General features: G+C 70.6%; 19 protein-coding genes and 4 pseudogenes. 9 read left to right on the top strand and 14 right to left on the bottom strand.

The window, feature by feature from the left end:
* Positions 1-103: 103 nt before the first annotated feature.
* The 3 genes and pseudogenes from OG936_RS30745 to fdhD all read left to right on the top strand — a co-directional run.
* A pseudogene (locus OG936_RS30745) lies at positions 104-587 on the top strand (molybdopterin oxidoreductase family protein); the annotation flags it as partial.
* Positions 570-724, top strand: a pseudogene (locus OG936_RS30740) (Fe-S-binding domain-containing protein); the annotation flags it as partial. The pseudogenes OG936_RS30745 and OG936_RS30740, both read left to right, overlap by 18 nt.
* 5 nt (positions 725-729) lie before the next feature.
* Positions 730-1,578: a formate dehydrogenase accessory sulfurtransferase FdhD gene (fdhD, locus tag OG936_RS30735; RefSeq protein ID WP_406499128.1), complete on the top strand. Its 849-nt coding sequence runs from the start codon at positions 730-732 to the stop codon at positions 1,576-1,578.
* Positions 1,579-1,677: 99 nt separating this feature from the next.
* Here fdhD and OG936_RS30730 read toward each other — a convergent pair whose 3' ends face one another.
* A complete protein-coding gene (locus OG936_RS30730; protein ID WP_406499127.1) occupies positions 1,678-2,706 on the bottom strand; it encodes a bile acid:sodium symporter family protein in 1,029 nt (342 codons plus the stop codon).
* 118 nt (positions 2,707-2,824) lie between these two features.
* On the opposite strand from OG936_RS30730, the gene OG936_RS30725 reads away from it, so the two are divergent.
* Together OG936_RS30725 and OG936_RS30720 are read left to right on the top strand one after the other, a co-directional pair.
* The gene (locus tag OG936_RS30725; protein ID WP_406499125.1) at positions 2,825-3,700 is read left to right on the top strand and encodes a LysR family transcriptional regulator; all 876 of its coding nucleotides are present in this window, start codon (positions 2,825-2,827) and stop codon (positions 3,698-3,700) included.
* A gap of 248 nt (positions 3,701-3,948) precedes the next feature.
* Positions 3,949-5,748: an AMP-dependent synthetase/ligase gene (locus OG936_RS30720; protein ID WP_406500672.1), complete on the top strand. Its 1,800-nt coding sequence runs from the start codon at positions 3,949-3,951 to the stop codon at positions 5,746-5,748.
* 212 nt (positions 5,749-5,960) lie between these two features.
* Here the strand turns inward: OG936_RS30720 and OG936_RS30715 are convergent, their stop codons facing one another.
* Entirely contained in the window at positions 5,961-6,545 is a 585-nt protein-coding gene (locus OG936_RS30715) for a hypothetical protein (RefSeq protein ID WP_406499123.1), read from the bottom strand.
* Between the two features lie 257 nt (positions 6,546-6,802).
* On the opposite strand from OG936_RS30715, the gene OG936_RS30710 reads away from it, so the two are divergent.
* Together OG936_RS30710 and OG936_RS30705 are read left to right on the top strand one after the other, a co-directional pair.
* Positions 6,803-7,639, top strand: a complete 837-nt coding sequence (locus OG936_RS30710) for an aldo/keto reductase (RefSeq protein WP_406499122.1) — start codon at positions 6,803-6,805, stop codon at positions 7,637-7,639.
* An 87-nt stretch (positions 7,640-7,726) separates the two neighbouring features.
* Positions 7,727-8,209 carry an RICIN domain-containing protein gene (locus OG936_RS30705; RefSeq protein WP_406499120.1) on the top strand — a complete coding sequence of 161 codons (483 nt, stop codon included), beginning with the start codon at positions 7,727-7,729 and terminating at the stop codon, positions 8,207-8,209.
* A 551-nt stretch (positions 8,210-8,760) separates the two neighbouring features.
* Here the strand turns inward: OG936_RS30705 and OG936_RS30700 are convergent.
* From OG936_RS30700 to OG936_RS30680, 5 genes are all read right to left on the bottom strand, one after another.
* A complete protein-coding gene (locus tag OG936_RS30700) occupies positions 8,761-9,360 on the bottom strand; it encodes a hypothetical protein (RefSeq protein WP_406499118.1) in 600 nt (199 codons plus the stop codon).
* Between the two features lie 334 nt (positions 9,361-9,694).
* On the bottom strand, positions 9,695-10,852 hold the full coding sequence (locus tag OG936_RS30695) for a CaiB/BaiF CoA transferase family protein (protein ID WP_406499117.1): 1,158 nt from the start codon (positions 10,850-10,852) through the stop codon (positions 9,695-9,697).
* Entirely contained in the window at positions 10,849-11,046 is a 198-nt protein-coding gene (locus tag OG936_RS30690; RefSeq protein WP_406499116.1) for a hypothetical protein, read from the bottom strand. The genes OG936_RS30695 and OG936_RS30690 overlap by 4 nt, the downstream gene beginning before the upstream one ends.
* Before the next feature lie 197 nt (positions 11,047-11,243).
* Complete coding sequence (locus OG936_RS30685) at positions 11,244-12,176, bottom strand: class I SAM-dependent methyltransferase (protein ID WP_406499115.1); 933 nt, start codon at positions 12,174-12,176, stop codon at positions 11,244-11,246.
* A 134-nt stretch (positions 12,177-12,310) separates the two neighbouring features.
* Positions 12,311-13,054 carry a class I SAM-dependent methyltransferase gene (locus OG936_RS30680; RefSeq protein WP_406499113.1) on the bottom strand — a complete coding sequence of 248 codons (744 nt, stop codon included), beginning with the start codon at positions 13,052-13,054 and terminating at the stop codon, positions 12,311-12,313.
* Positions 13,055-13,134: 80 nt separating this feature from the next.
* Between OG936_RS30680 and OG936_RS30675 the strand changes: the two are divergent.
* A pseudogene (locus OG936_RS30675) lies at positions 13,135-13,335 on the top strand (LysR family transcriptional regulator); the annotation flags it as partial.
* Between the two features lie 194 nt (positions 13,336-13,529).
* Here the strand turns inward: OG936_RS30675 and OG936_RS30670 are convergent.
* Positions 13,530-13,835, bottom strand: a complete 306-nt coding sequence (locus tag OG936_RS30670; RefSeq protein WP_266750045.1) for a 4a-hydroxytetrahydrobiopterin dehydratase — start codon at positions 13,833-13,835, stop codon at positions 13,530-13,532.
* A 63-nt stretch (positions 13,836-13,898) separates the two neighbouring features.
* Here OG936_RS30670 and OG936_RS30665 point away from each other — a divergent pair, with 63 nt between their 5' ends.
* Positions 13,899-14,720 carry a helix-turn-helix domain-containing protein gene (locus tag OG936_RS30665; RefSeq protein WP_406499111.1) on the top strand — a complete coding sequence of 274 codons (822 nt, stop codon included), beginning with the start codon at positions 13,899-13,901 and terminating at the stop codon, positions 14,718-14,720.
* On the opposite strand, the gene OG936_RS30660 is transcribed toward OG936_RS30665, so the two are convergent.
* From OG936_RS30660 to ligA, 6 genes and pseudogenes are all read right to left on the bottom strand, one after another.
* Complete coding sequence (locus OG936_RS30660; protein WP_406500791.1) at positions 14,710-14,886, bottom strand: hypothetical protein; 177 nt, start codon at positions 14,884-14,886, stop codon at positions 14,710-14,712. The genes OG936_RS30665 and OG936_RS30660 overlap by 11 nt on opposite strands.
* A pseudogene (locus OG936_RS30655) lies at positions 14,870-15,097 on the bottom strand (YoaK family protein); the annotation flags it as partial. The pseudogene OG936_RS30655 and the gene OG936_RS30660, both read right to left, overlap by 17 nt.
* A 197-nt stretch (positions 15,098-15,294) precedes the next feature.
* A complete protein-coding gene (gene secD, locus OG936_RS30650) occupies positions 15,295-17,682 on the bottom strand; it encodes a protein translocase subunit SecD (protein WP_406499109.1) in 2,388 nt (795 codons plus the stop codon).
* Between the two features lie 30 nt (positions 17,683-17,712).
* Positions 17,713-18,321 (bottom strand): hypothetical protein, encoded by a 609-nt coding sequence (locus OG936_RS30645; protein WP_406499108.1) that lies wholly within the window; start codon positions 18,319-18,321, stop codon positions 17,713-17,715.
* Positions 18,318-19,172 (bottom strand): rod shape-determining protein, encoded by an 855-nt coding sequence (locus OG936_RS30640; protein WP_406499107.1) that lies wholly within the window; start codon positions 19,170-19,172, stop codon positions 18,318-18,320. The genes OG936_RS30645 and OG936_RS30640 overlap by 4 nt, the downstream gene beginning before the upstream one ends.
* A 160-nt stretch (positions 19,173-19,332) precedes the next feature.
* Entirely contained in the window at positions 19,333-21,444 is a 2,112-nt protein-coding gene (gene ligA, locus OG936_RS30635) for an NAD-dependent DNA ligase LigA (protein WP_406499105.1), read from the bottom strand.

Raw genomic sequence — 21,444 nt, 5'->3', positions numbered from 1 at the left:
CCCGGTCATTGGAGGCTTGACGACAGCCTTGACTGCCGAAAGCATACTGTAGACAATATTCTGTCGACGTATGCCACATCGCCTCCTGTTCTTCCGCTGGGCCAAGGGCGGCGGCGACATGGGCGCCGTTCCCAACCGGATGCCCGGCTTCCAGGACATCCTCGACCCCCCGGTCCGGCGGAAGTTCGAGCGGAGCCGGGACATCGTCGCCCAGCCCCCGCTACGGCAAGACGCTCACCGAGACGTCCGAGTCGATGGAGAGCGGTGAGATGCGGGCCGTGAAACTGTGAGCGGCACCGGTCAGGCAGCTGACGGTGTACTGCATCGGGGAGAACCCGGCGCAGTCCGCGGCCGACAGCGAGCAGGCCGTCCGGCGGCTCACGGCGCTGGACCATCTGGTGGTGCAGGACATCCTCCTCACCCGGACCGCCGAGCCGGCGGATGCCGTCCTGCCCGCGACGGCCGCCTGGGCCGAGACCGACGGCACGACGGCCAACAGCGAACGGCGGGTGCAGCGCGTCCGGGCCGCGCTGATTCCGCCGGGTGAGGCCCGTGAGGACATCGACATCATCTGCGCGTACTGCGGAGCGGCTGCAATGTCACACTCCATGTGCAGGACAATGAGACCGCCAAGGTCACCTCTCCGCACGACAATCCGGTGACCCACGGCAACCTCTGCATCAAGGGCCGGTTCGGCTTCCAACACGCACAGAATCGGGTTTAACCGCTATGGGACGGGTCACCGAGCGCCGCCGCACCATCCGTGTCCGGGACGGGTCGGTCTCCACACGCCCCGACACGCTCGTCGCCGAGGAGCCCCTGGAGATCCGGCTGAACGGCAGGCCGCTCGCCATCACGATGCGCACGCCGGGCGACGACTTCGCGCTGGCGGCGGGCTTCCTGGTGAGCGAGGGCGTGATCGGTGACGGCTCCGAGGTCCAGTCGATCGTCTACTGCGCCGGCGCCACGGCGGACGGCGTGAACACGTACAACGTCGTGGACGTGAGGCTCGCGCCCGGTGTCCCGGTTCCCGACATCACCCTCGAACGCAATGTGTACACCACGTCGTCCTGCGGGCTGTGCGGCAAGGCGAGCCTCGACGCGGTACGCACCACGACCCGGCATCCGATCGCCGACACTCCCCCGGTCCGGGTCGAACCCGCGCTGCTCGCCGCCCTCCCCGACCGGCTGCGGGCCGCGCAGCCGGTCTTCGACCGGACCGGGGGCCTGCACGCGGCGGCGCTGTTCTCCGAGACCGGCGAACTGCTGGACGTCCGGGAGGACGTCGGCCGGCACAACGCGGTCGACAAGCTGGTCGGCCGGGCCCTGACCGACCATCGGCTGCCGCTGTCCCGGGCGATCCTGCTGGTGTCGGGGCGGGCCTCGTTCGAACTGGCCCAGAAGGCGGTGATGGCCGGGATCCCGATGCTCGCGGCGGTCTCGGCGCCGTCGTCACTCGCCGTCGATCTGGCGGCCGAGACCGGACTGACCCTGGTCGGTTTCCTGCGGGGCCCTTCCATGAACGTGTACGCGGGTGAGCACCGGATCACCCTGGCGGCGACGATCGGCCAGGACTGAGGCGCCCCGCCCGTCCGCACGGGTCAGGGGTCCGGCCCGCGGGGAGCGCCCCTGCGCCCCCGGACCCACCCCTGAGCGGCGGGCCCGGGGGCTCCGCCCTCAGCTCACCGCGGCCGGCTCCCGTGCCATCACGCCGTCTTCCTGGCTTTCCTCCAGCGGGTCGCGCGAGCGCCGCTTGGCGATCACCGCGCACACCATCAGCTGCATCTGGTGGAAGAGCATCAACGGCAGCACGGCGAGAGACGCCTGCGCCCCGAACAGGACACTCGCCATCGGCAGCCCGGCGGCCAGGCTCTTCTTCGAGCCGGCGAACTGGATGGCGATCCGGTCCCCGCGGTCGAAGCCGAGCCGCTTCGTCCCGTACCAGGTCAGCATCAGCATCAGCGCGAGCAGCACCGCTTCGGCGCCGAGCAGCGCGCCGAGCCTGGCCGGGGTGACCTGGTGCCAGATGCCCGCGACCATGCCCTCACTGAACGCCGAGTAGACGACGAGCAGGATCGAGCCGCGGTCGACATGGCCGAGCACCTTCTTGTGGCGGGTGAGGAAGCCGCCGATCCAACGGCGCAGCAACTGCCCCGCGACGAACGGCAGCAGCAGCTGGACCCCGATCTTCAGCAGCGCGTCCGCCGAGAATCCGCCGCCGTCGTTGCCGATCAGCGCCGCGGCGAGCAGCGGGGTGAGGAAGATCCCGGCGATCGAGGAGAAGGAGCCCGCGCAGATCGCCGCGGGCACATTGCCGCGGGCGATCGAGGTGAAGGCGATCGACGACTGGATCGTCGAGGGGACGAGGCAGAGGAAGAGGAAGCCGCTGTACAACTGCGGCGTCAGGACGTACGGAACCAGCCCCTTACCCGCCAGCCCGAGCAGCGGGAAGACCACGAAGGTACAGACCAGGACGGTGAGATGGAGCCGCCAGTGCTTGAGTCCGTCGAGCGCCTCGGCGGTGGAGAGCCGGGCCCCGTACAGGAAGAAGAGCAGGGCGACGGCTCCGGTCGACGCACCGCCCGCCACCTCCGCGGCGGTCCCCGACGCCGGCAGTACCGCCGCGAGTACGACCGTGCCGATCAGCGCCATGATGTACGGGTCGATCGGCAGCCAGGACGGAAGTTTCACGGTGCGGCGGCTCATCTGCTCCACTTGTTCTCTTGGTTCCGGTCGCGCCCTTCCCATACTCCTCCCGAACCGGGCGATCGGGAATCCCGCATACCGCTCTTACTGTCATCGCGATTCGCGATAGCCTGATCCCATGTACGACCCCGCGCAGCTGCGTACCTTTCTGGCAGTCGCCCAGACCCTGAGCTTCACCCGGGCCGCCCAGCGACTGGGGGTCCGGCAGTCCACGGTGAGCCAGCATGTGCGGCGCCTGGAGGATGCGACGGGGCGGCAGCTGTTCACCCGGGACACGCACCGGGTCGATCTCACCCTGGACGGTGAGGCGATGCTCGGTTTCGCCCGGACGATACTTGAGGCCCATGAGCGGGCGGCGGCCTTCTTCACCGGCACGCGGCTGCGCGGGCGGCTGCGGTTCGGGGCGTCCGAGGACTTCGTGCTGACGCGGCTGCCGGAGATCCTGGAGTCGTTCCGCCGCGACCACCCGGAGGTCGAGCTGGAGCTGACGGTGGAGCTCTCCGGGACGCTGCACCAACGGCTCGCGGCGGGCCGGCTCGATCTGGTGCTCGCCAAGCGGCGCGTCGGCGACACGCACGGGGAGCTGGTCTGGCAGGACGCGCTGACCTGGATCGGCGCCCCGCGGCTGCGGTTCGATCCGGACGGTCCGGTTCCGCTGGTCCTCTTCCCGCCGCCGGGCATCACCCGGGCCCGCGCCCTGGAGGTCCTGGAGGAGCACGGCCGGGCCTGGCGGGTCGCCTGTACGAGCACCAGCCTGAGCGGGCTGATCGCGGCGGCCCGTGCGGGACTGGGCGTGATGGCTCACAGCCGTGGGCTGATCCCGCCGGGTCTGGTGCCGGTGCCGACCAGGGCGGGGCTGCCGGAGCTGGGCGAGGTGGACTTCGTCCTGCTGCACGGCCACCGCCGGGGCAGTGCGCAGGAGGCCGCGGACGCCCTGGCGGCGGCGATCCTGGCGGGTGGCGACCGGCTGATCCGCGGACCAATCCCCCCGTAACCATCCGGAACGGGAGTGACTGTGGCGTACAGATTTGGTGGAGATTCCCGCGCCGAACCGCTTACTCCGTGGTCTCAGCCACGCCCGACCCTTGCCCATCTGGCCGGTTTTCGGTGGCTGACCTGTGCATATGCCACCGGGTCCGCGGGTATGGGGCCCTCCCGCCGCGCCGTCCGTTGGGGTAGCGTCGCGGCGCTGTGCGGAGCGCCACAAGGAGCAGGTCATTGCGCGAGTTCACTGTCCCACCCATGGCGGCCGCGCCCCTCGTAGGCGGGCTGGCCGATGTGGTGTTCGACTACGCCGAGGAAGATCCGGACCGGGTCGCGCTCGGCCGAAAAGACGCGAGCGGACGTTGGCGGGATGTCACCGCGGCAACGTTCCGCGACGAGGTGCTGGCGCTCGCCAAGGGCCTGATCGCGCACGGCGTCAGATTCGGCGACCGGGTGGCCCTGATGTCGCGGACGCGCTACGAGTGGACGCTCTTCGACTTCGCGCTGTGGACGGTCGGCGCCCAGTCCGTACCGGTCTATCCGACGTCCTCGGCCGAGCAGGTCCTCTGGATGCTGCACGACGCCGATGTGTCCGCCGTCATGGTCGAGCACGAGGACCACGCGATGACGATCGCGTCGGTGATCGACCAGTTGCCCGGGCTCAAGCGGCTCTGGCAGCTGGACGCCGACGCGGTGAACGAGCTGCTCGACGCGGGCGCCCAGGTCGAGGACGAGGTGGTGCACCGCCACCGGCGCGCGGTGACGCCCGAGTCGGTGGCGACGATCATCTACACCTCAGGGACGACGGGACGCCCCAAGGGCTGTGTGATCACGCACGCCAACTTCATGTTCGAGACGGACACCATGGCCTCGCGCTGGGAGTCGGTCTTCCACTCCAAGCCGGGCGACGAGGCGGCCACCCTCCTCTTCCTGCCGCTGGCGCATGTCTTCGGCCGGATGGTGGAGCTCGCCGCGGTCCGCGGCCGGGTGAAGCTGGGCCACCAGCCGGAGCTGTCCGCGAAGGCCCTGATGCCGGATCTGGTGTCGTTCCGGCCGACGTTCATCCTGGCGGTTCCGTACATCTTCGAGAAGGTCGTCCACGGCGCCCGGCGCAAGGCCGAGGCGGAGGGCCGGGCCGGGGCGTTCGACAAGGCCGTGGACATCGCGGTGAAGTACGCCGAGGCGGTGGAGGCGCGAGCGTTCGGGACCGGTCCCGGGCCGTCCGCCGGGCTGCGGATGCAGCACCAGTTCTTCGACAAGATCGTGTACCGGAAGGTGCGCGAGGCGATGGGCGGCCGGATCCGGCACGCCATGTCCGGCGGTTCGGGCATGGCGCGGCAGCTGGGGCTGTTCTTCGCGGGCGCGGGCGTCATCGTGTACGAGGGGTACGGGCTGACCGAGTCGACCGCGGCGGCGACCGCCAATCCGCCGGAGCGCACCCGGTACGGCACGGTCGGGCAGCCGATCCCCGGCACGACCGTGCACATCGCGGAGGACGGCGAGGTGTGGGTGCACGGCGACAATGTGTTCGCGGGCTACCTCGGCGCCCCGGAGGCCACCGCCGCGGTGTTGCGGGAGGGCTGGCTGGCCACCGGGGACCTGGGGGCGCTCGACGAGGACGGCTATCTGACGATCACGGGGCGGAAGAAGGAGATCCTGGTGACGTCGGGCGGCAAGAGCGTGTCGCCGACCGGTCTGGAGGAGCGGGTGCGGGCGCATCCACTGGTCGCGCAGTGCATCGTGGTCGGCAACGACCGACCTTACGTCGCCGCGCTCGTCACGGTCGACCACGAGTCGGTGGACCACTGGCTCGCCATGCAGGGGCGGGCGCCCCTGCGGCCGGAGGAGCTGGTGCGGGATCCGGACCTGGAGATGGAGGTCCGGCGTGCGGTGGTCGCGGCCAATACGGCGGTGTCACAGGCCGAGTCGATCCGTACGTTCCGGATCCTGGCGCATCCGTTCAGCGAGGAGCACGGCCTGCTCACGCCGTCGCTGAAGCTGAAGCGCAAGGCGATCGAGACGGCGTACGCGGCGGAGGTCGACGCCCTGTACCGCTGAGGCACGGCCGGCCGTGCCTCAGCGGTATGGTGCCGCCGGGGGTGACCTTGATGAGCGCGTCATGGTCACGGACAACCCTCTTGGCCCACTTGCGGATTGCGGGACCGTCTGCACCAGAGCCGCACAGAACAGCGTGACCGCGAGGGCGGCCACTTTGCCCCGTAACGTGTTGTGCGTTCCGGCCCGCATCTGAACTTCCGTCAGGGAATCCATTAGTTGCCGGATGCGACGATCATCGACTGGAGTTGGAAGCTGCCGCCGTAGTACAGCTGCGGGTCGACCGAGGTGGCGGCGAGCTTGTTCCAGAGGGCGTCGAGCCAGTCGTTGAGTCCTTCGAGCACCTCGCCCGCGGCAGGCTTGGGGGTGGTGTTGGTGTTGACGATGAAGTCCGCCAACAGACCGGTGTTCGCCGCGTACTTGGACTGCTGGGAGGTGATCAGGTTCTGGTGCGCGGTGCGCACGGTGTCCCAGGTGCTGTCGCCCGTCGCCGTCTTGAAGGCGCGGAAGTGGTCGGTCATCCAGTCCTGCCCGGCGGCGAGGAGGTTGGCGTTGTTGACCGAGGGGTGCGCGAGCAGGTACTTCACCATGCTGTCGAAGACCGTCCTGGCCTCCGGGTCGGCTCCCGCCATCGTCGCCGTGACGACCGAGCCGGGGCCCGCGGCCACCGTGGCGGCGGACGGGGAGCCGGCGTCCGAAGCGGCGGAGGCCTTGGGGATGTGGGCGAGCAGGGGCAGAAACAGACAGCTGAGTCCGGCGAGGACGGCCACGGTTCGGCGTGGGGGGCGGTCAGTGTGCACGGGTGCTCCCTTCGGGGCGACGGTAGGAAAGGTTCCTAACCATCACTGCATGGGATTCCCCTGGAGAACGATCTTTCAATGCTCCGCGCGGGCCCAAATCTCCATGCCCGCACGCAGGATTTCGGACAGCTCGGGCACGGATCGGCGGCATCGGGGCGGGACCGGGTGCGGCCGACGCCCGGGCGGCGGGGAATGCATGGCACTCGCTGATCGTTGACCCTGAGAATCCCAACCGACGACGTAAGGATCGACCGCTCGTGAGCAAGGTCCCCTCCATCACCCTCAACAACGGCGTCGAGATGCCGCAGCTCGGTTTCGGTGTCTGGCAGGTGCCTGACGACGAGGCCGCGAAGGCGGTCGCGACAGCCATCGAGTCCGGGTACCGGAGCATCGACACCGCCGCGATCTACAAGAACGAGGAGGGCACCGGCAGGGCCGTCGCGGCCTCCGGTGTCGCCCGCGAAGAGCTCTTCGTCACGACGAAGCTGTGGAACACCGATCAGGGCTACGACTCCACCCTGCGCGCCTTCGACAGCTCGCTCGACAAGCTGGGGCTGGAGTATGTCGATCTGTATCTGATCCACTGGCCGGTGCCGGCCAAGGACGCGTACCTCGACACGTACAAGGCCTTCGAGAAGATCTACTCCGAGGGCCGCGCGAAGGCCATCGGTGTCTCGAACTTCCTCCCCGAGCACCTGGAGCGTCTGCTCGGCGAGACCTCCGTGGTCCCGGTGCTCAACCAGATCGAGCTCCACCCGCAGCTCCAGCAGGCCGAGTCGCGCGCGCTCCACGCCAAGCACGGCATCGCGACCGAGGCCTGGTCACCGCTGGGCCAGGGCAAGGGGCTCCTGGAGGTGCCGACGGTCGTCGCGATCGCCCGGAAGCACGGCCGCACACCGGCTCAGGTGGTGCTCCGCTGGCACATCCAGACCGGCAATGTGGTGATCCCGAAGTCGGTGACGCCGTCCCGGATCGTGGAGAACCTCGATGTATTCGGCTTCGAGCTGGACGCCGACGACCTGGCCGCGTTCGCCGCGCTGGACGAGGGCAAGCGCCTCGGCCCGAACCCTGGTGAGTTCAACCTCGGCGCCTGAGCCCTGTCATCGCACCGTTGACGCACACGGACCGCCGCCCTGCTGCCGAGCCGGGCGGCGGTCCGTGCCGCGGGAAGGAACCGGAACATGAGCGGGGACACCGCGCCCGTCGTCGCGGCCGGCCGCTACCGGCTGCGCAATGTGGGCAGCGGACTGTTGCTGGAGGTGTACGGATCCGCCAAGGGCGGTGGTGCCCCGGTGCAGCAGGGCACGGAGAGCGGTTCGACGGCTCAGCACTGGCGGCTCTCCCCCGTGCACGAGGGCGCGGCGCTGTACCACCTGGTCAATGTCCACAGCGGCAAACGGCTGGACGTCGCCAACGCCTCCACCGAGAACGGCGCCGCGATCCAGCAGTGGCGGGCCAACAACTACGGCGCCCAGGAATGGCTGATCGAGCGGCATCTGGATGCGCCGGGGGTGGTGACACTGGTCAGCTTCATCAGCGGGCTCGTTCTGGAGGTCGCCGACGGCAGCACGGCGGACGGTGCCCATGTCCAGCAGTGGGAGGACACCGACTCACCCGGCCAGTGGTGGCAGTTGGAGCCGGTGCGGGACGCCTCCGAGGTGTAGACCGGAGACCGGCCGACGTGCGGATGCGCGCGGACCGGAACGTGGACCGGAATGCGGGTGGCCCTTCGGGCCGTGCCGCCCGGGCCGTCACCCATCCGGGTCAGGGCCCGTCGCCAGGTGCCTCCGAGAACCGGGGGGTTCCTCGATCGCCGGTATCCCGGCCGTACGGCCGGCCGGTTCCCTGGCGGCCGGGACGTGGGCGGCGTCTGCCACGCCGGCGCCACGTTCTGCCGCTCGGTCGCCGGGCCCCACCGAGGGCCGCAGGCCGAGAACGAATCCGGAAGCCGGTTCCCGGAACCGGAGCCCGGAAAGCCGAACCCGGGACCGGAACCGGAACCGACACCGGAGCGTGGTCGCCGCGCGTGGCGCGGCTGTTCCGGTCGGCTGGCAGTGCCTCGCCGTCCGCCTCTAGTATGGCGTGGCAGGTGTTTGGGTTTGTCAGTCGTCGTTCAGATGTGGGCATCCGACCGGGTCGCTCCGATCGGATGCCCTGGCTGGAGCCCCGGCCCGATTCCGGCGGGCCGGGGTTCTACGTCAACCGGGTGACTCGGTCACCAGTCCCGGTCGCCGCGGTCGCCGCGGTCATCGCGGTCGCGGTCCTCGTCGAAGCGGTGGATCACCCGGAAGCTGCCCACCACTCCGTTCTTGACGAACACGCCGCCCTTGACGCGCCCCGGGAACACCCCGTCGCTGGAGCTCCACGGTCCGACGGTGGCGATGGGGGCGCCGTTGTCGCAGGTGGCTCCGCGGAAGACCTCGACGGTCCGGCGGCTGTCGTTGCGGATGTTGAGGCTCTTGGCGCCGAGGCCGCTGACCACGACCATGCAGCCGCCCGGCTGGGCGGAGTACGTCCGCTCGTTGATGTGGATGCGGCCCTCGAAGTGCTCACGGCCCTCGAAGCCACGGCGCTCGTAGCCACGGCCCTCGTTGCCACGGCCCTCGTTGCCCCTGCCCTCGTTGCCCTTGCCCTCGTTGCCCTTGCCGGCGTCGCCCTTTCCGGCGTCGCCACCGTCAAGAGCCGAAACGGGAGCGGCCTGCTGGACGGCCTGGACCGGCTCGGAGGTGGCGGCCGAAGCGTAGGTGATGCCGGTGGCGGCCATGGCCGCAGCGGCCGCGACGGCGGCTGTAACGATAGTGGAACGGGTAACCATGTCGCTTCTCCTGTCTCAGAGAGGTCGGCTGAGCAGTCGACCCGTGGATGAACGTACTGACGACCCCCATACCTGTCATATCGGACACGTTGAAGGTCGACGCCTGCACGCCGATCGAGGTACATAAAGTACGCCATATGCTATTTCCATATAATTAGATGAGCTACCAATTGCCTTTATTCGTAGGCGAATTGATCCACAATTAGCCTGTACAGGGGACTTTCTGATGCCCGCTCACCCTGGCGGCAGCGTGTCTTCTCTTGACACGGTCCGGGCAGCGGACGGGGCTGTGGACGCCGGTCGTCCACGGCCCCGTCCGCCGGTCTGCGGGCGGTCAGCCGTCCAGCCAGCGTCTGAGGTCCTCGGTGTGCTCGCCGAGGCGCGGCGGCCGCCGTTCGTACCGCGGCGGCGTACGGGACAGCCCTATGGGGTTGGCCACCAGACGCATGGGGTCGTCGGGGCCCACGTCGGCCGGTGTGACCTGCGGGGACAGGCCCAGGCGTTCGGCGAGGCCGAAGGCGCCCGCGAGATCGTTGACCGGACCGCAGGGCACCCCGAGCGGGGTGAGCAGGGCGGACCACTCGGCCGCGGTGCGCGGGGCGAGCAGCGCGGAGATCTCCTCAGCCAGCGCGTCGACGTGCGTGACCCGGTCCGCGTTCGACACGAACCTGGGGTCGGCGGCCAACTCCTCGGCACCCAGACCCCGGCACAGGGCATGGAACTGCCGGTCGTTGCCGACGGCGATGACCAGCGGCCGGTCCGCCGCCCGGTAGATCTCGTACGGGGCGATGGACGGGTGACGGTTGCCGAGGATGCCCGGCACCTGGCCGGCCAGGGTGTAGCCGCCCGCCTGGTTCACCATGCTCGACAGCAACGAGGACAGCAGATTCACCTCGACGTGCTGGCCGTCACCGGTCGCGTCGCGGTGGCGCAGCGCCGCCATGACGCCCACGGCCGCGTGCAGTCCGGTGAGCACGTCGACAAGTGCCACACCCGTCTTGACGGGCTGTCCCGGTGCGGGCCCGGTGACGCTCATCAGCCCGCCGACCGCCTGAAGCAGCAGGTCGTAGCCGGGCAGTGCGGCTCCTTCGCCGGCTCCGAATCCGGTGATCGAGCAGTAGACGATGCCTGGGTTGAGCGCGTGGGCCTCCTCGTAGGAGAGCCCGTACTTGCCCATCGTGCCGGGGCGGAAGTTCTCGAAGAGCACATCGGCGCGACGCACCAGTTCGTGGGCGTGCCGACGCCCTTCCGCCGTGCCGAGATCGAGGGTGAAGGACCGTTTGTTGCGGTTCACGGACAGGAAGTAGGTGGATTCGTCATGGGCGTGCGGCGGGCCCCAGGCCCGGGTGTCGTCGCCGGAGCCCGGACGTTCCACCTTGATGACGTCGGCGCCCAGGTCCGCGAGGAGCATCGTGGCGTACGGGGCGGCCAGCACCCTCCCGAAGTCGGCGACCACGACACCCGACAGGGGGCCGGGAACGGCGGCGGTCACCGGGTCACCGTCCGGGAGCCGCGTGCGCACACCGTGGCCGCGTCGGTACGGAAGTCCCGTGCGGCGCGGACCTGTTCACGTGGCTCGAACACCTCCTCGCGCCACAACGGGTCCTCACGGCAGGGCAGTTCGACAACGGTGCGGCGTATGTGGGCGCCCTCGGCCCGCGGCAGGATGGCTGAAGTGTGCTGCATGGGCTTCCTCTCGATGCGCGTCCTCGCGCGAGGCGACGTGGCGCGAGCCGGGCCGGTGACGGCCCGGCTCGCAAGACCACATCCTGGGCCCACAGCACACACCACCGCAGTGGACGAGATGTCCCACTCGGCTGCCGGGGAGCACTCCAATCCGTCCATGGGCGGTGCGAGGGGACGACGACCGAGGCGCTTACAGGTCAGCCCCGTCGGCCCAGGTGCACCGTGCGTGCCATGAGCAGGAAGACATCGGGGCGCTGACGCAGTCCGGCCGGGTCCTCGGGGTCGAGGAGCCGGTCCAGAACGGCAACGTCCTCGGCCGGGAGCACCTCTTCGAACATCTCGCGCCGCCGGGTGAACTCGGCGATGACATGGTCGCGCGCGGGCTCCGACAGCGGTGCCGGGAGGTCGAGCAGGAAGCTGCGGGTGCCCTGCGGGTCGAGCCCCACCGCGGTGAACAGTGCGCTCCAGTCCTCGGTCTCCCGCTTGGTGCCTGGCAGTGACGTCCGCATGTCCTCGAACCAGTCCGCGGTGATCGCGTCGAGCCTGGCCTCCAGACCGGGCCGCCCGATGCCGATGTCGCGCGGGAGCTGACGGGGCGGCAGACCTCCCTCGACCAGGGCGATGGTCCCGCCGGGGCGCAGCAGGGCGGCGAACCCGGCGAGGACGGCGCGCTGGTCGCCCATGTGATGCAGAGCGTTGCCCACCCAGATCAGATCCGCCTCCCCCAACGCGTCGAGGCTCTCGGGGATCTCGGCCTGCTGGGTCCGTACGCGGTCGCCGAGACCGAGCCGCCGGGCACGGGTCCGGGTGCGTTCCAGAAGGGCCGGGGTGCCATCGACGGCGACGACTTCGGCCTCCGGGAACACCTCGGCGAGCAGGCAGGAGATCACGCCGGGGCCGCTGCCGATGTCGAGCACCCTGCGCACGTTCGGGGCCGTGGGCAGGCCGGCGATCCAGCGGGCCGCCTCCTCGTACTGCGGGCGGCTGAGCTCGGCGTTCTGCTCCAGCAGCGGGCCCATGACGTCCCAGTCGAATTCGGTGGTGCCGTGGTGATGCGCGTGGGTGGGGTCGTTGTGCCGGTGGCCGGGAGTGGTGGTGTGCTGATGACCATGGTCGGTGTGCTGGCTCATGGGGACAGCCTCGCCACACATCGGCGTTCTGGCCAGATTTGTTGCCGATTCGGCAAGCCGTCGTGCCGGTACGGGCGGGGTGGTGGGACGGGACGGCGGGCGGTGGGGCGTGACGTGGGAGGGGTGGTCCAGGGTCAGTCGCTCCGGCGCAGTGCCAGCAGCCGGTAGCGCGGGTCGGCGCGCGGTCTGTCGGGCTCGGGCAGCTCTGTCAGGGCGGCGGCGAGCCGTTCGGCCGCCGTCCCCGGCAGGTGCAGGCGTGAGGCGTAATAGCCCGCACGCACCGCGTGCGCCACGCTCGACGGGCTCCGGCCCTGACCGTGTCCCAGGAAGTGGGCCTCCCCCACCACGGCGAGGCCCGTCTCCGAGCCGTACCTGACGATCAGGTCCGCGGCGTCGGACGGATCGGCGTTCAGGTAAGGGGCGAACGCCACGTCGATGTCGCTGCCGACGTCATGGGCCGCGTCCTTGTCGACGGTGGTGACGAACACACCACCGGGCCGCAGCACCCGCGCCGTCTCGGACACCACAGCCCGCACGTCCTCCGCCCCGCGCAGCAGATGCAGCAGCCAGATCGCGGCGACCGCGTCCACCCTCGCGCCGGGCAGCGGCAGCCGGCGCGCGTCGGCCAGCGCCACCGCGCCGATCCGCCGCCGGGCAACCCGTGCCATGCCGTACGAGGCGTCCGTGCCGAACACCCGAAGTCCGGGGCGGGCAAGGGCCATGTGCTCGGTGACCAGTCCCGTACCGCAGCCGATGTCCAGCAGGGTGCGGGCCGACGACGGGACCAACTCCCGTACTGCGGCAGCCGCGGCCGCAGCCCTGGGCGCACCACCGCGCGTGGCGTCGTAGACGGCTGCTTCGGTGTCGTAGTCCAGCAACCGGCCGACTTTAGAGCAGACCTCCGCCGATTGGACACCCGCATATTGCCGGTACGCCGCCGGGACCATAACTTGCGTTTATTGAGCTTGAGTTGCGCCAGCTGCGAACCGTGCGAGCCGTTGCCGACACCGGGAGCCCGACAAAGGCCGCGGCTCTCGGGCACGCCCAGCCCGCGCTGAGCGCGCAACTGCGACGGATCGAGAAGGCACTCGGCGGCCCGCTCTTCGAGCGGGACCACACCGGCGCCCGGCCCACGCTTCTCGGTGAGCTGGTACTCGAGGCGGTGGAGCGCAGCGAAAGCTATACGGGGTGGCTCGCTGCGCATCCACGCTTCGGCCCGGCGATGTGACATGCCATCGCGGGTCGGCGGGCTCGGGACGGGTCGGGATGTGACAGACCACCGTGCACCCTCGGATTCGCTGTCGTGCTGTGACATGTCATCGCGCGACCGTGGTGTGCCCGTTCGCCCCCCTGCTATCTCACGCCGTGCCCGGGGGCGATCGCCACCACGCGCGCGGCCAGTTTCAGGTCGTTCTCGGTGACGACACCGCCCGCGTCATGGGTGTTCACGGACAGGCTGACGGTGTTGTATCCGAGGGTCATGTCGGAGTGGTGGTTCAGCTCGTCCTGGATCTGGGCGATATGCACGGTCAGCCCCAGAGCGGCGAAATGCGTGTGGAGCCGGTAGGTGCAGGTGATCCGGTCCCCCTCCAGCGACCAGCCGGGCAGATCACCCAGACGGTCCTCGATCTCCTTCTGCGACAAGGGTGCGGCGGGCATGTTGAGACTCCCTCACGAGCGATCGGTTCCGGTCGACGGTGCCGGTGACGTTACGGTCTGGGTATGACAACTGTCGCGCTTGACACGGGGGTAGGGCCGCTGCTGCGCAGCTGGCGGGAGCAGCGTCGGATCAGCCAGCTGGAGCTGGCGCTGCGGGCCGATTCCTCGGCCCGGCACATTTCCTTCGTCGAGACCGGCCGCTCCCGGCCCAGCGAGGACATGATCCTGCGGCTGGCCGAGCACCTCGACATCCCGGTCAGGGAACGCAACGCTCTGCTGGTGGTGGCCGGTTACGCGCCCCGCTACACACAGACCGCGCTCGACGACCCGGCGTTCGGCGCGCTGCGCGAGGGGATGGAGCGGCTGCTCCACGGGTACGACCCGTACCCGGCGCTCGTCGTCGACGGGATGTACAACGTGGTGGCGGCCAATCGGGGTATCACGATGCTGCTGGAGGGCGTGGCCGGGCATCTGCTGGCGCCGCCGCTGAACGCCATGCGGCTCACCCTCCATCCGGAAGGCCTGGCTCCGCGCATCCGTAATCTCCGGCAGTGGCGGGCCGATCTGCTGGCCCAGATGGATCGCCAGATCGCCCTGGCCCGGTCGGCGGAGCTGCGCAAGCTGTACGAGGAGGTCGCCGGCTATCCCGCACCCGGAGGTACGGACCGGGCCGACGGCGCCGGGGCGATCGAAGGGGCCGGCCCGGCATCGCCGCCTTTCGCGTTGCCGTTGCACATCGAGCACGACGGGCACGTGCTCTCGTTCGTCTCCTCCATCGCGACGTTCAACACGCCGATGGATGTGACGGTGGCCGAGCTGGCCATCGAGACGTTCCTGCCCGCCGACCGGGCCACCGCCGACCGTCTGCGCTCCCTCACTTCCTGACGATCGCACGGGCCCAGGGGGCGTCCGCACGCGCCAGGACGATCGCGGCCATGGTCACGATTGCCAGGAGGGCCAGGGCGAGCAGCAGGGGAAGTCTCGGGCGCCCGTTCAGTACGGCCGTGGCTCCGACGAGCGCGCCGGTCATCATGGCGGCAACCGAGAGCACCCGTCGTCCGGCACGCGGCGAGCGCGACGAGCGAGGCGGCGAACGGGAAGCCGGGGGCTCCGGCGATCGCGAAGCCGGAGAAGACCACATTGCCGGTCATGTTCGCGACGAAGACCCTGCCGAGTTCCAGGTAACTGACCGCGTCGACCAGTCCCGTCACGACGGTCAGGGCGAGCATCAGCGGAGGCAGCGGTCCGTGCCGGTCGTTCATGTCGGGTACGACGGTGGACCATGCCTCACGCAGCCACGACGGGCACGGGCATGGTCACGGGCTTGCTCCGATCACAGGTGGGTGCTCGGAATTGTGCTGCCCCGGGCGCACGGAACGCCACGACCGACGCAGGTCGCCCCCGCCCCGAAGAAGGCCCGGCTTCCTTCGGGGCGGGGGCGTCGTACCTTCCGGAGCGGCTATACGCGTGCTCCGTTGTCGAGCGGGTCCCGGCGCGCCGTCCGTGTCCCGGACCGGCGTCCGGAAGCACGTTTACGGGCGGGCGGCGGGGCCTTGCTGCTCTGTTCCAGGACGAGCGCGGCCGGCACGGCGGTCAGCACCGAGGAGTACGTGCCGACGCAGATGCCGATCAGGAGGGCGAGCGCGAAGTCGGCGAGGGAGTCGCCGCCCAGCACGGCCAGTGCGGTCAGAATGAACAGGGCGCCCATTCCGGTGTTGACCGTTCTGGGAACGGTCTGGAGGACGGCCCGGTTGGCGACCGTGGCGATGGGTACGCGGCGGGCCTTCGCCCACAGTTCCCGCACCCGGTCGAAGACCACCACGGAGTCGTTGACGGAGTATCCGATGACGGTGAGAAGTGCGGCCAGGAAGATGCCGTCGATGGTGCGTCCGAGCCAGGCGAAAGCGCCGACCAGGATGATGACGTCGTGGACCAGCGCCCCGACCGAGGCCACGGCGAACGTCCAGCGGAACCGGATCACGAGATAGGCCAGCTGTACGAGGACGGCGATGGCGAGCGCGATCAGGGCGTTGCGCCGGAGTTCGTCACCGAGGCTGGGGCCGATGAGTTCGTCGCGGACCTTGGTGGTTTCGCCGCCCTCCTTCGCGAGGGCGGCGCGCAGGGCGTGTTCGTCGTCGTTGTCGAGCTTTCCGGTGCGTACGGAGAGATCGCCCGCGCCCGCGGTGGTGACCTCCGCGTCGCCGAAGCCCGCGTCGGCCAGGACGGTGCGGGCCCGCTCCACCTCGACGGGCCTGCTGGTCGAGTACTCGACGAGCCGGCCGCCGGTGAATTCGACACCCAGGTTGACGCCTCGTACGACGATACCGAGGACGGCGACGGCGACCAGTGCCGCGGAGACCAGCAGCCAGCGGCGGGGGAACCGCATCAGCTGGGGATCGCGGCGGGTCAGCCAGGTACGTACCCGGCCGGGGGAGGCGATGCCGTTGATGCCCCGGTAGTCGCTGACGAATCGTGAGCGTGCGGCGATCTCGGTGAGTGCGCGGGCGATGACGAGTGCGGAGAACATCGAGGCCAGCACACCGATGGCGAGCGTGACACCGAAGCCCTTCACCGGTCCGGAGCCGAGGAAGAAGAGCAGTCCGGCCGCGATCAGCGTCGTGACGTTGGAGTCGGCGACGGCGCTCCAGGCGCCGCGGAATCCGGCGGTCAGCGAGGAGCGCAGGGTGCGGCCGGGATGTTGCGCGTATTCCTCTCTGGCCCGTTCGAAGACCAGCACGTTGGCGTCGACCGCCATCCCGATGGCCAGGACGAATCCGGCGAGGCCGGGCAGCGTGAGCGTGACGCCGAGGGCGACCAGGGCCGCGTAGGAGATCAGTCCGTAGGAGGCGAGCGCGACGGCGGCGAGCGCGCCGAAGAGCCGGTAGACGATGGTGATGAAGAGTGCGGTGGCCGCGGCGCCGATGAGGGCGGCCCGGGCACTGGCGTCGATGGCGGCGGCGCCGAGCGTCGGGCCGACGGTCCGCTGCTCGACGATCTCGACGGGGAGCGGCAGGGCGCCGCCCTTGATGAGCAGGGCCAGTTCGCGGGCCTCGTCGGCGCTGAAGGAGCCGGTGATCTGGGTGGAGCCGGACGGCAGACCGACGTTGCAGCCGACCGAGGGGGAGACCTGCGGCGAGGAGATGATCTTCTGGTCGAGGACGATGGCGACGCGGCGCCGGTCGTCCTGGACCGGGTGGCAGGCCGCTTCGCCGGTCAGCCGGGTCCAGTCCCGGCCCGCCTTCTTGTGGAAGTCGAGGGAGACCGTCCAGCCGGCGCCCTGCTGGCCGTCGAACGCGGCGGTGGCGTCCTTGACGCCCGCGCCGGAGAGCCGGGTCGGGCCGAGAGCGAGGGGGCGGCCCTGCTCGTCGGGGAGGGTCAGCCCGTCGCCGGTCGTGCCGTCCGCCTTGCCGTCGGGCTCGGCGCCCGCCTTGTCGTTCGCCTTGTCGTTCGCCTTGTCGTTCGCCTTGTCGTTCGCCTTGTTCTCGGGCTCGGTGCCGGGGCCCTGGACGGCGTGGAAGCTGAGCTGGGCGGTTCTGCCGATGACTTCGGCGGCCTTGCGCGGGTCCTGGACGTCGGGGAGTTCAACGATGATCCGGTCCTCGCCGGAGCGGGTCAGGGTGGGCTCGGCGACGCCGAGGGAGTCGATGCGCTGGCGAAGCACTTCAAGGGTGCGGTCGGTGCTCTCGCGGTCCGCTTTCGCGGTGTCGGAGTCCTTGGCCTGGAGCACCATTCTGGTGCCGCCCTGCAGGTCGAGGCCGAGTCTGGGTGACATGGTCAGCGTGATGAGCACGGAGACGAGCAGGACGGCCGCAGCCAGAACCGCTCGCACCGTGGTGGCGCGAGTCATGGGTTTCCTCCGAGGGGGCGCCGGGCGCCCTCACCTCGGCGAGGACGGCACGGCGTGCGTGTGGGACGGGACCGGTGGCAGGACCGGTGGCCGGTGAACGACCGTCCTCGGAGGCCCGCGTACGCCTGGGAGCGTGACGCGGAAACGGCCGGTGGCACGAGGGGGTGCGGCGGGTGTTCGCCGGTGCGCGTGGCGCGGTACGCGGATGTCCGGTGCGCCGGACAGCAGGATGTCGGGGCCGGGCGGCGGGAGATGGTGCGCGGTGCGGGCGTGGTCGGCCCCGGCCCTGGGCCGGGGCGGAGGTGTCGGCACCGGGCGGTGGCCGTCGGTCGCCGTGGCCGTGCGGATGTGGGTGCGGAGGGTGTCGTGGGCGGTGCCGGTGCGAGCGGTCCGGTCGCTGTGCAGGATCGGCTGATGGGCGCCTGGCGAGGACGCGGCGACGGGCGGCACACCGGCGAACGGCCGGGCGGGAAGCGAGGATCCGGCGGCTGCGGGGGCGCCGCCGATGACGGTGAGGACGGCCAGCAGGACGGCGACGACGAGCTTCCGGGCCTCCCGCGCGCGGCCGCGACGTGCCGAGGTACCCGGTCGTGGCCTCGGGGGCGCGTTCCCCGGGGGCGGCCCCGGGAGGGGGATCACCGCTCTCGGCCGGGCCGGGCCGGTGCCGTGCCGGCGGTCTCCCGCCGGTCCGGTGCCTCGCCGGCACCGCTGAGCACGGAGCTGAGGATCAGTCCGGCGCCGCGCACCACCGTGTTCGCCGGGTCGTCCGCGAGACGTACCGGAACGCCGAGGCGAGCCTCGATCCGGTCGGTGATGTCGGGGCGGGCGGCGCCGCCCCCGGCGAGCAACGGGCCCTTGCGCAGGGCCCCCAGGACGGCGCCGTGCCGGTCCTGCTTCCACATCTCCGTCACCATGTCCAGGACCGTGCGGACGACCGCCGTGGGCGGCTCGGAGGGGTCGAGGTCGCTCAGTCCCGTCTCGGCCTGGCGCGCGTCACGGACCAGTCCGTCGACGAGGAGCGTCGCCTCGGTCAGTTCGGCACCGATGTCGACGACGAGCAGTGGGCCGCCGTCCTGCGGCCCGGCGCACACGGCGGCGGCCCGCGCGCTGTCCAGGGCGATGACCCTCACCGGCCCGAGTGCGGCGATCAGGTCCTTTGCCGCGGCGCGGTGCTCGGCCCCGGCGAGGACGGGGTGGCTGAGGACGATCACGGTGTCGGTGCGGTCCGCGCCCAGGGCCGTATCGGCGATACGGCCGAGCATCCGGCCGCAGGACACGGGGTCGACGATGCGTCCCCGCCGGACCGGGCGGCCGTGCCCCGGCTCGGCGCCGAAGTCGCCGCACGCCTCGGTGTCGGCGATGACGCCGTGTCCCGGCATCCAGGCGCGGGTCCGCGAACTGCCCAGGTCGAGGGCGAGACCGCGGGTGAGGCCGCGGTACTCCCGGCGGACGGACCGGTCGAGTCGCGGTCCGTCGTGCGACGAATGCATCCGCCCCTCCTCCCCCTGCGCGCCACCGTGGCCATTGACCTATCCATGGACCCGCTGATAGCGAGGCATGGCCGAGCCCTCACTATGCAATAGGGAGGCAAAGAAAGCCACTCCCCGGCAAAAGCCAAGGGCTCGGGCGTTGCGAGGTCTCCGTATTGCCTCAGACCTCCGACGGCAGGTACCCGGCGATCAGTTCGGCGAACTCGTCCGGTGCCGCGATCCGGATGCCGAGGTCCTCCGCCTTGATGCGCTTGGATCCGGCCTTCTCCCCGGCGACCAGGAGCGTGGTGCGCTTGGAGACGCTGGACGAGGACTTCCCGCCGGCCCGCTCGATCAGTTCGTTCATCTGATTCCGGGAGAGCTTCTCCAGTACGCCGGTCATCGCGCCCGTCACTACTACGGTCATCCCGTCCAGTGGCAGCCCGGCGGCCCCCTCGCCGTCCGTGGCGGCAGCCGCTTCCGGGCCTTCCTCGCCGGGTGCGGGCGGCGGCGTCGCGCCGGGCTCCGTCATGTTGACCCCTGCGGCCACCAGCTTCTCGATCAGCGGGGCCAGCTCCACCAGCTCCGCGACGACGCCCGCCGCCTTCTCCTTACCGATCCCGTCGACCTGCTGGAGCGCCTCGGCGTCGGCCGCTCTGATCCGGTCCATGTCCGCGAAGTACCGGGCGATTCGGCGTGACATGGAGCGCCCGGTGCCGCGTACCCCCAGCGCGCAGAAGACCCGGGAGAGCGGCTGGGTGCGTGCCGTTTCGATGGCGGCGAGGAGGTTGTCGGTGCTGGTCTCGCCCATGCGCTCCAGGCCGAGCAGCTGTTCCCGGTCGAGGGTGAAGAGATCGGCGAGGTCGGCCACCAGGCCGGCGTCGACGAGCTGGACGACCCGGGTCGCGCCGAGGCCCTCGATGTCGAGCTGGTCGCGGCCCGCCGCGTACGAGATGGAGGCGACGAGACGGCAGTCGCGGCCCCGGACACAGCGCCAGCGCTGCTCGCTGGTGTCGATCTCGGAGCCGCACTGCGGGCACGCCTCGGGGAAGACGACGGGCTGCTCCTCGCCGGTCCGCAGATGGGCGACGGGCGCCTCGATACGGGGGATGATGTCACCCGCCTTGTAGACCATCACCCGGTCCCCCAGGCGCAGATCGCGGCGGGTGATGTCGGCCGGGTTGTGCAGTGTGGCGTAGCTGACGGTCGAGCCGTCGATCTCGACCGGTTCGAGCACGGCGCGCGGCGCGATGATGCCGGTCCTGCCGACGTTCCACTCGACGTCGAGGAGCCGGGTGACCTTCTCCACGGCGGGGAGCTTGTAGGCGATGGCCCAGCGCGGCGCCCTGGTCCCGGAACCGGCCTCGCGCTGGTCGGCCGCGAGGTCGGCCTTGATCACGATGCCGTCGATGCCGAACGGCAACGAGGCACGCAGCGCCGCTATGCCCTCGACCCGGCTCTGCACCTCCTCGACGGTGGTGACGGTGCGCGGTGCCACGTCCGTGTCCGCCGCGGTGTGCACGCCGAGCCCGGCGACGTACTCCAGGACCTCGCTGTGCGGGAGTTCGGCGAGGGTGTCAGTCAGCTCTCCCGTCCCGGGGAGCGGCAGGGCACCGTAGGCGAAGAACGTCATCTCCACCGTGTACGCGCGGTCCTTGGCCCGGAGTGTGCCCGCCGCGCCGTTCCTCGGGTTGGCGAAGGGGGTGCCGCCGTGCTCGGTGCGCACGGTGTTGGCCTGTTCGAACTGCTCGTTCGTCATGAGGATCTCGCCGCGCACCTCGATCGTCACGGGCTCAGCGAGCTGCTCGGGGAGGCCGGCCACGGTGCCGATCGCGTGCGAGACGTCCTCACCGGCGGTGCCGTCGCCCCGGGTGATCAGCCGCTCCAGACGGCCCGCCCGGTAGCGGGCGGCGACGGCCAGGCCGTCGAGCTTCGGCTCCACGCTCCACGCGGCGACGGGCCGGCCGATCCGGCGCTCCAGCGACGCCGTCCAGGTGGCGAACTGCTCGGCCGAGAAGACGTTGTCCAGGGACAGCATCGGCACCGTGTGCGGCACGTCGCCGCCCGCGGCGCCGCCCGCAACCTTGCCTGTCGGGGACGTCTCCAGGACCTCCTGCGGGTGCTCCTGCTCGTAGGCGTCGATCCCCCGCACCAGCCGGTCGTACGCATCGTCGTCGAGCGTGCTCTCGCCGGTGGCGTAGTACGCGGCGGCGGCCTGCGACGCTTCTTCGACCGCGGCGGTGTAGGCGGCGGCATCGGCGAGCACAACAGCTGAGTTCGTCATGTCCCCCAT

Origin of the sequence: Streptomyces sp. NBC_00846, from assembly GCF_045207325.1 — a bacterium.
Lineage (GTDB): Bacteria > Actinomycetota > Actinomycetes > Streptomycetales > Streptomycetaceae > Streptomyces.
This window is presented reverse-complemented; position numbering and strand designations above follow the sequence as displayed.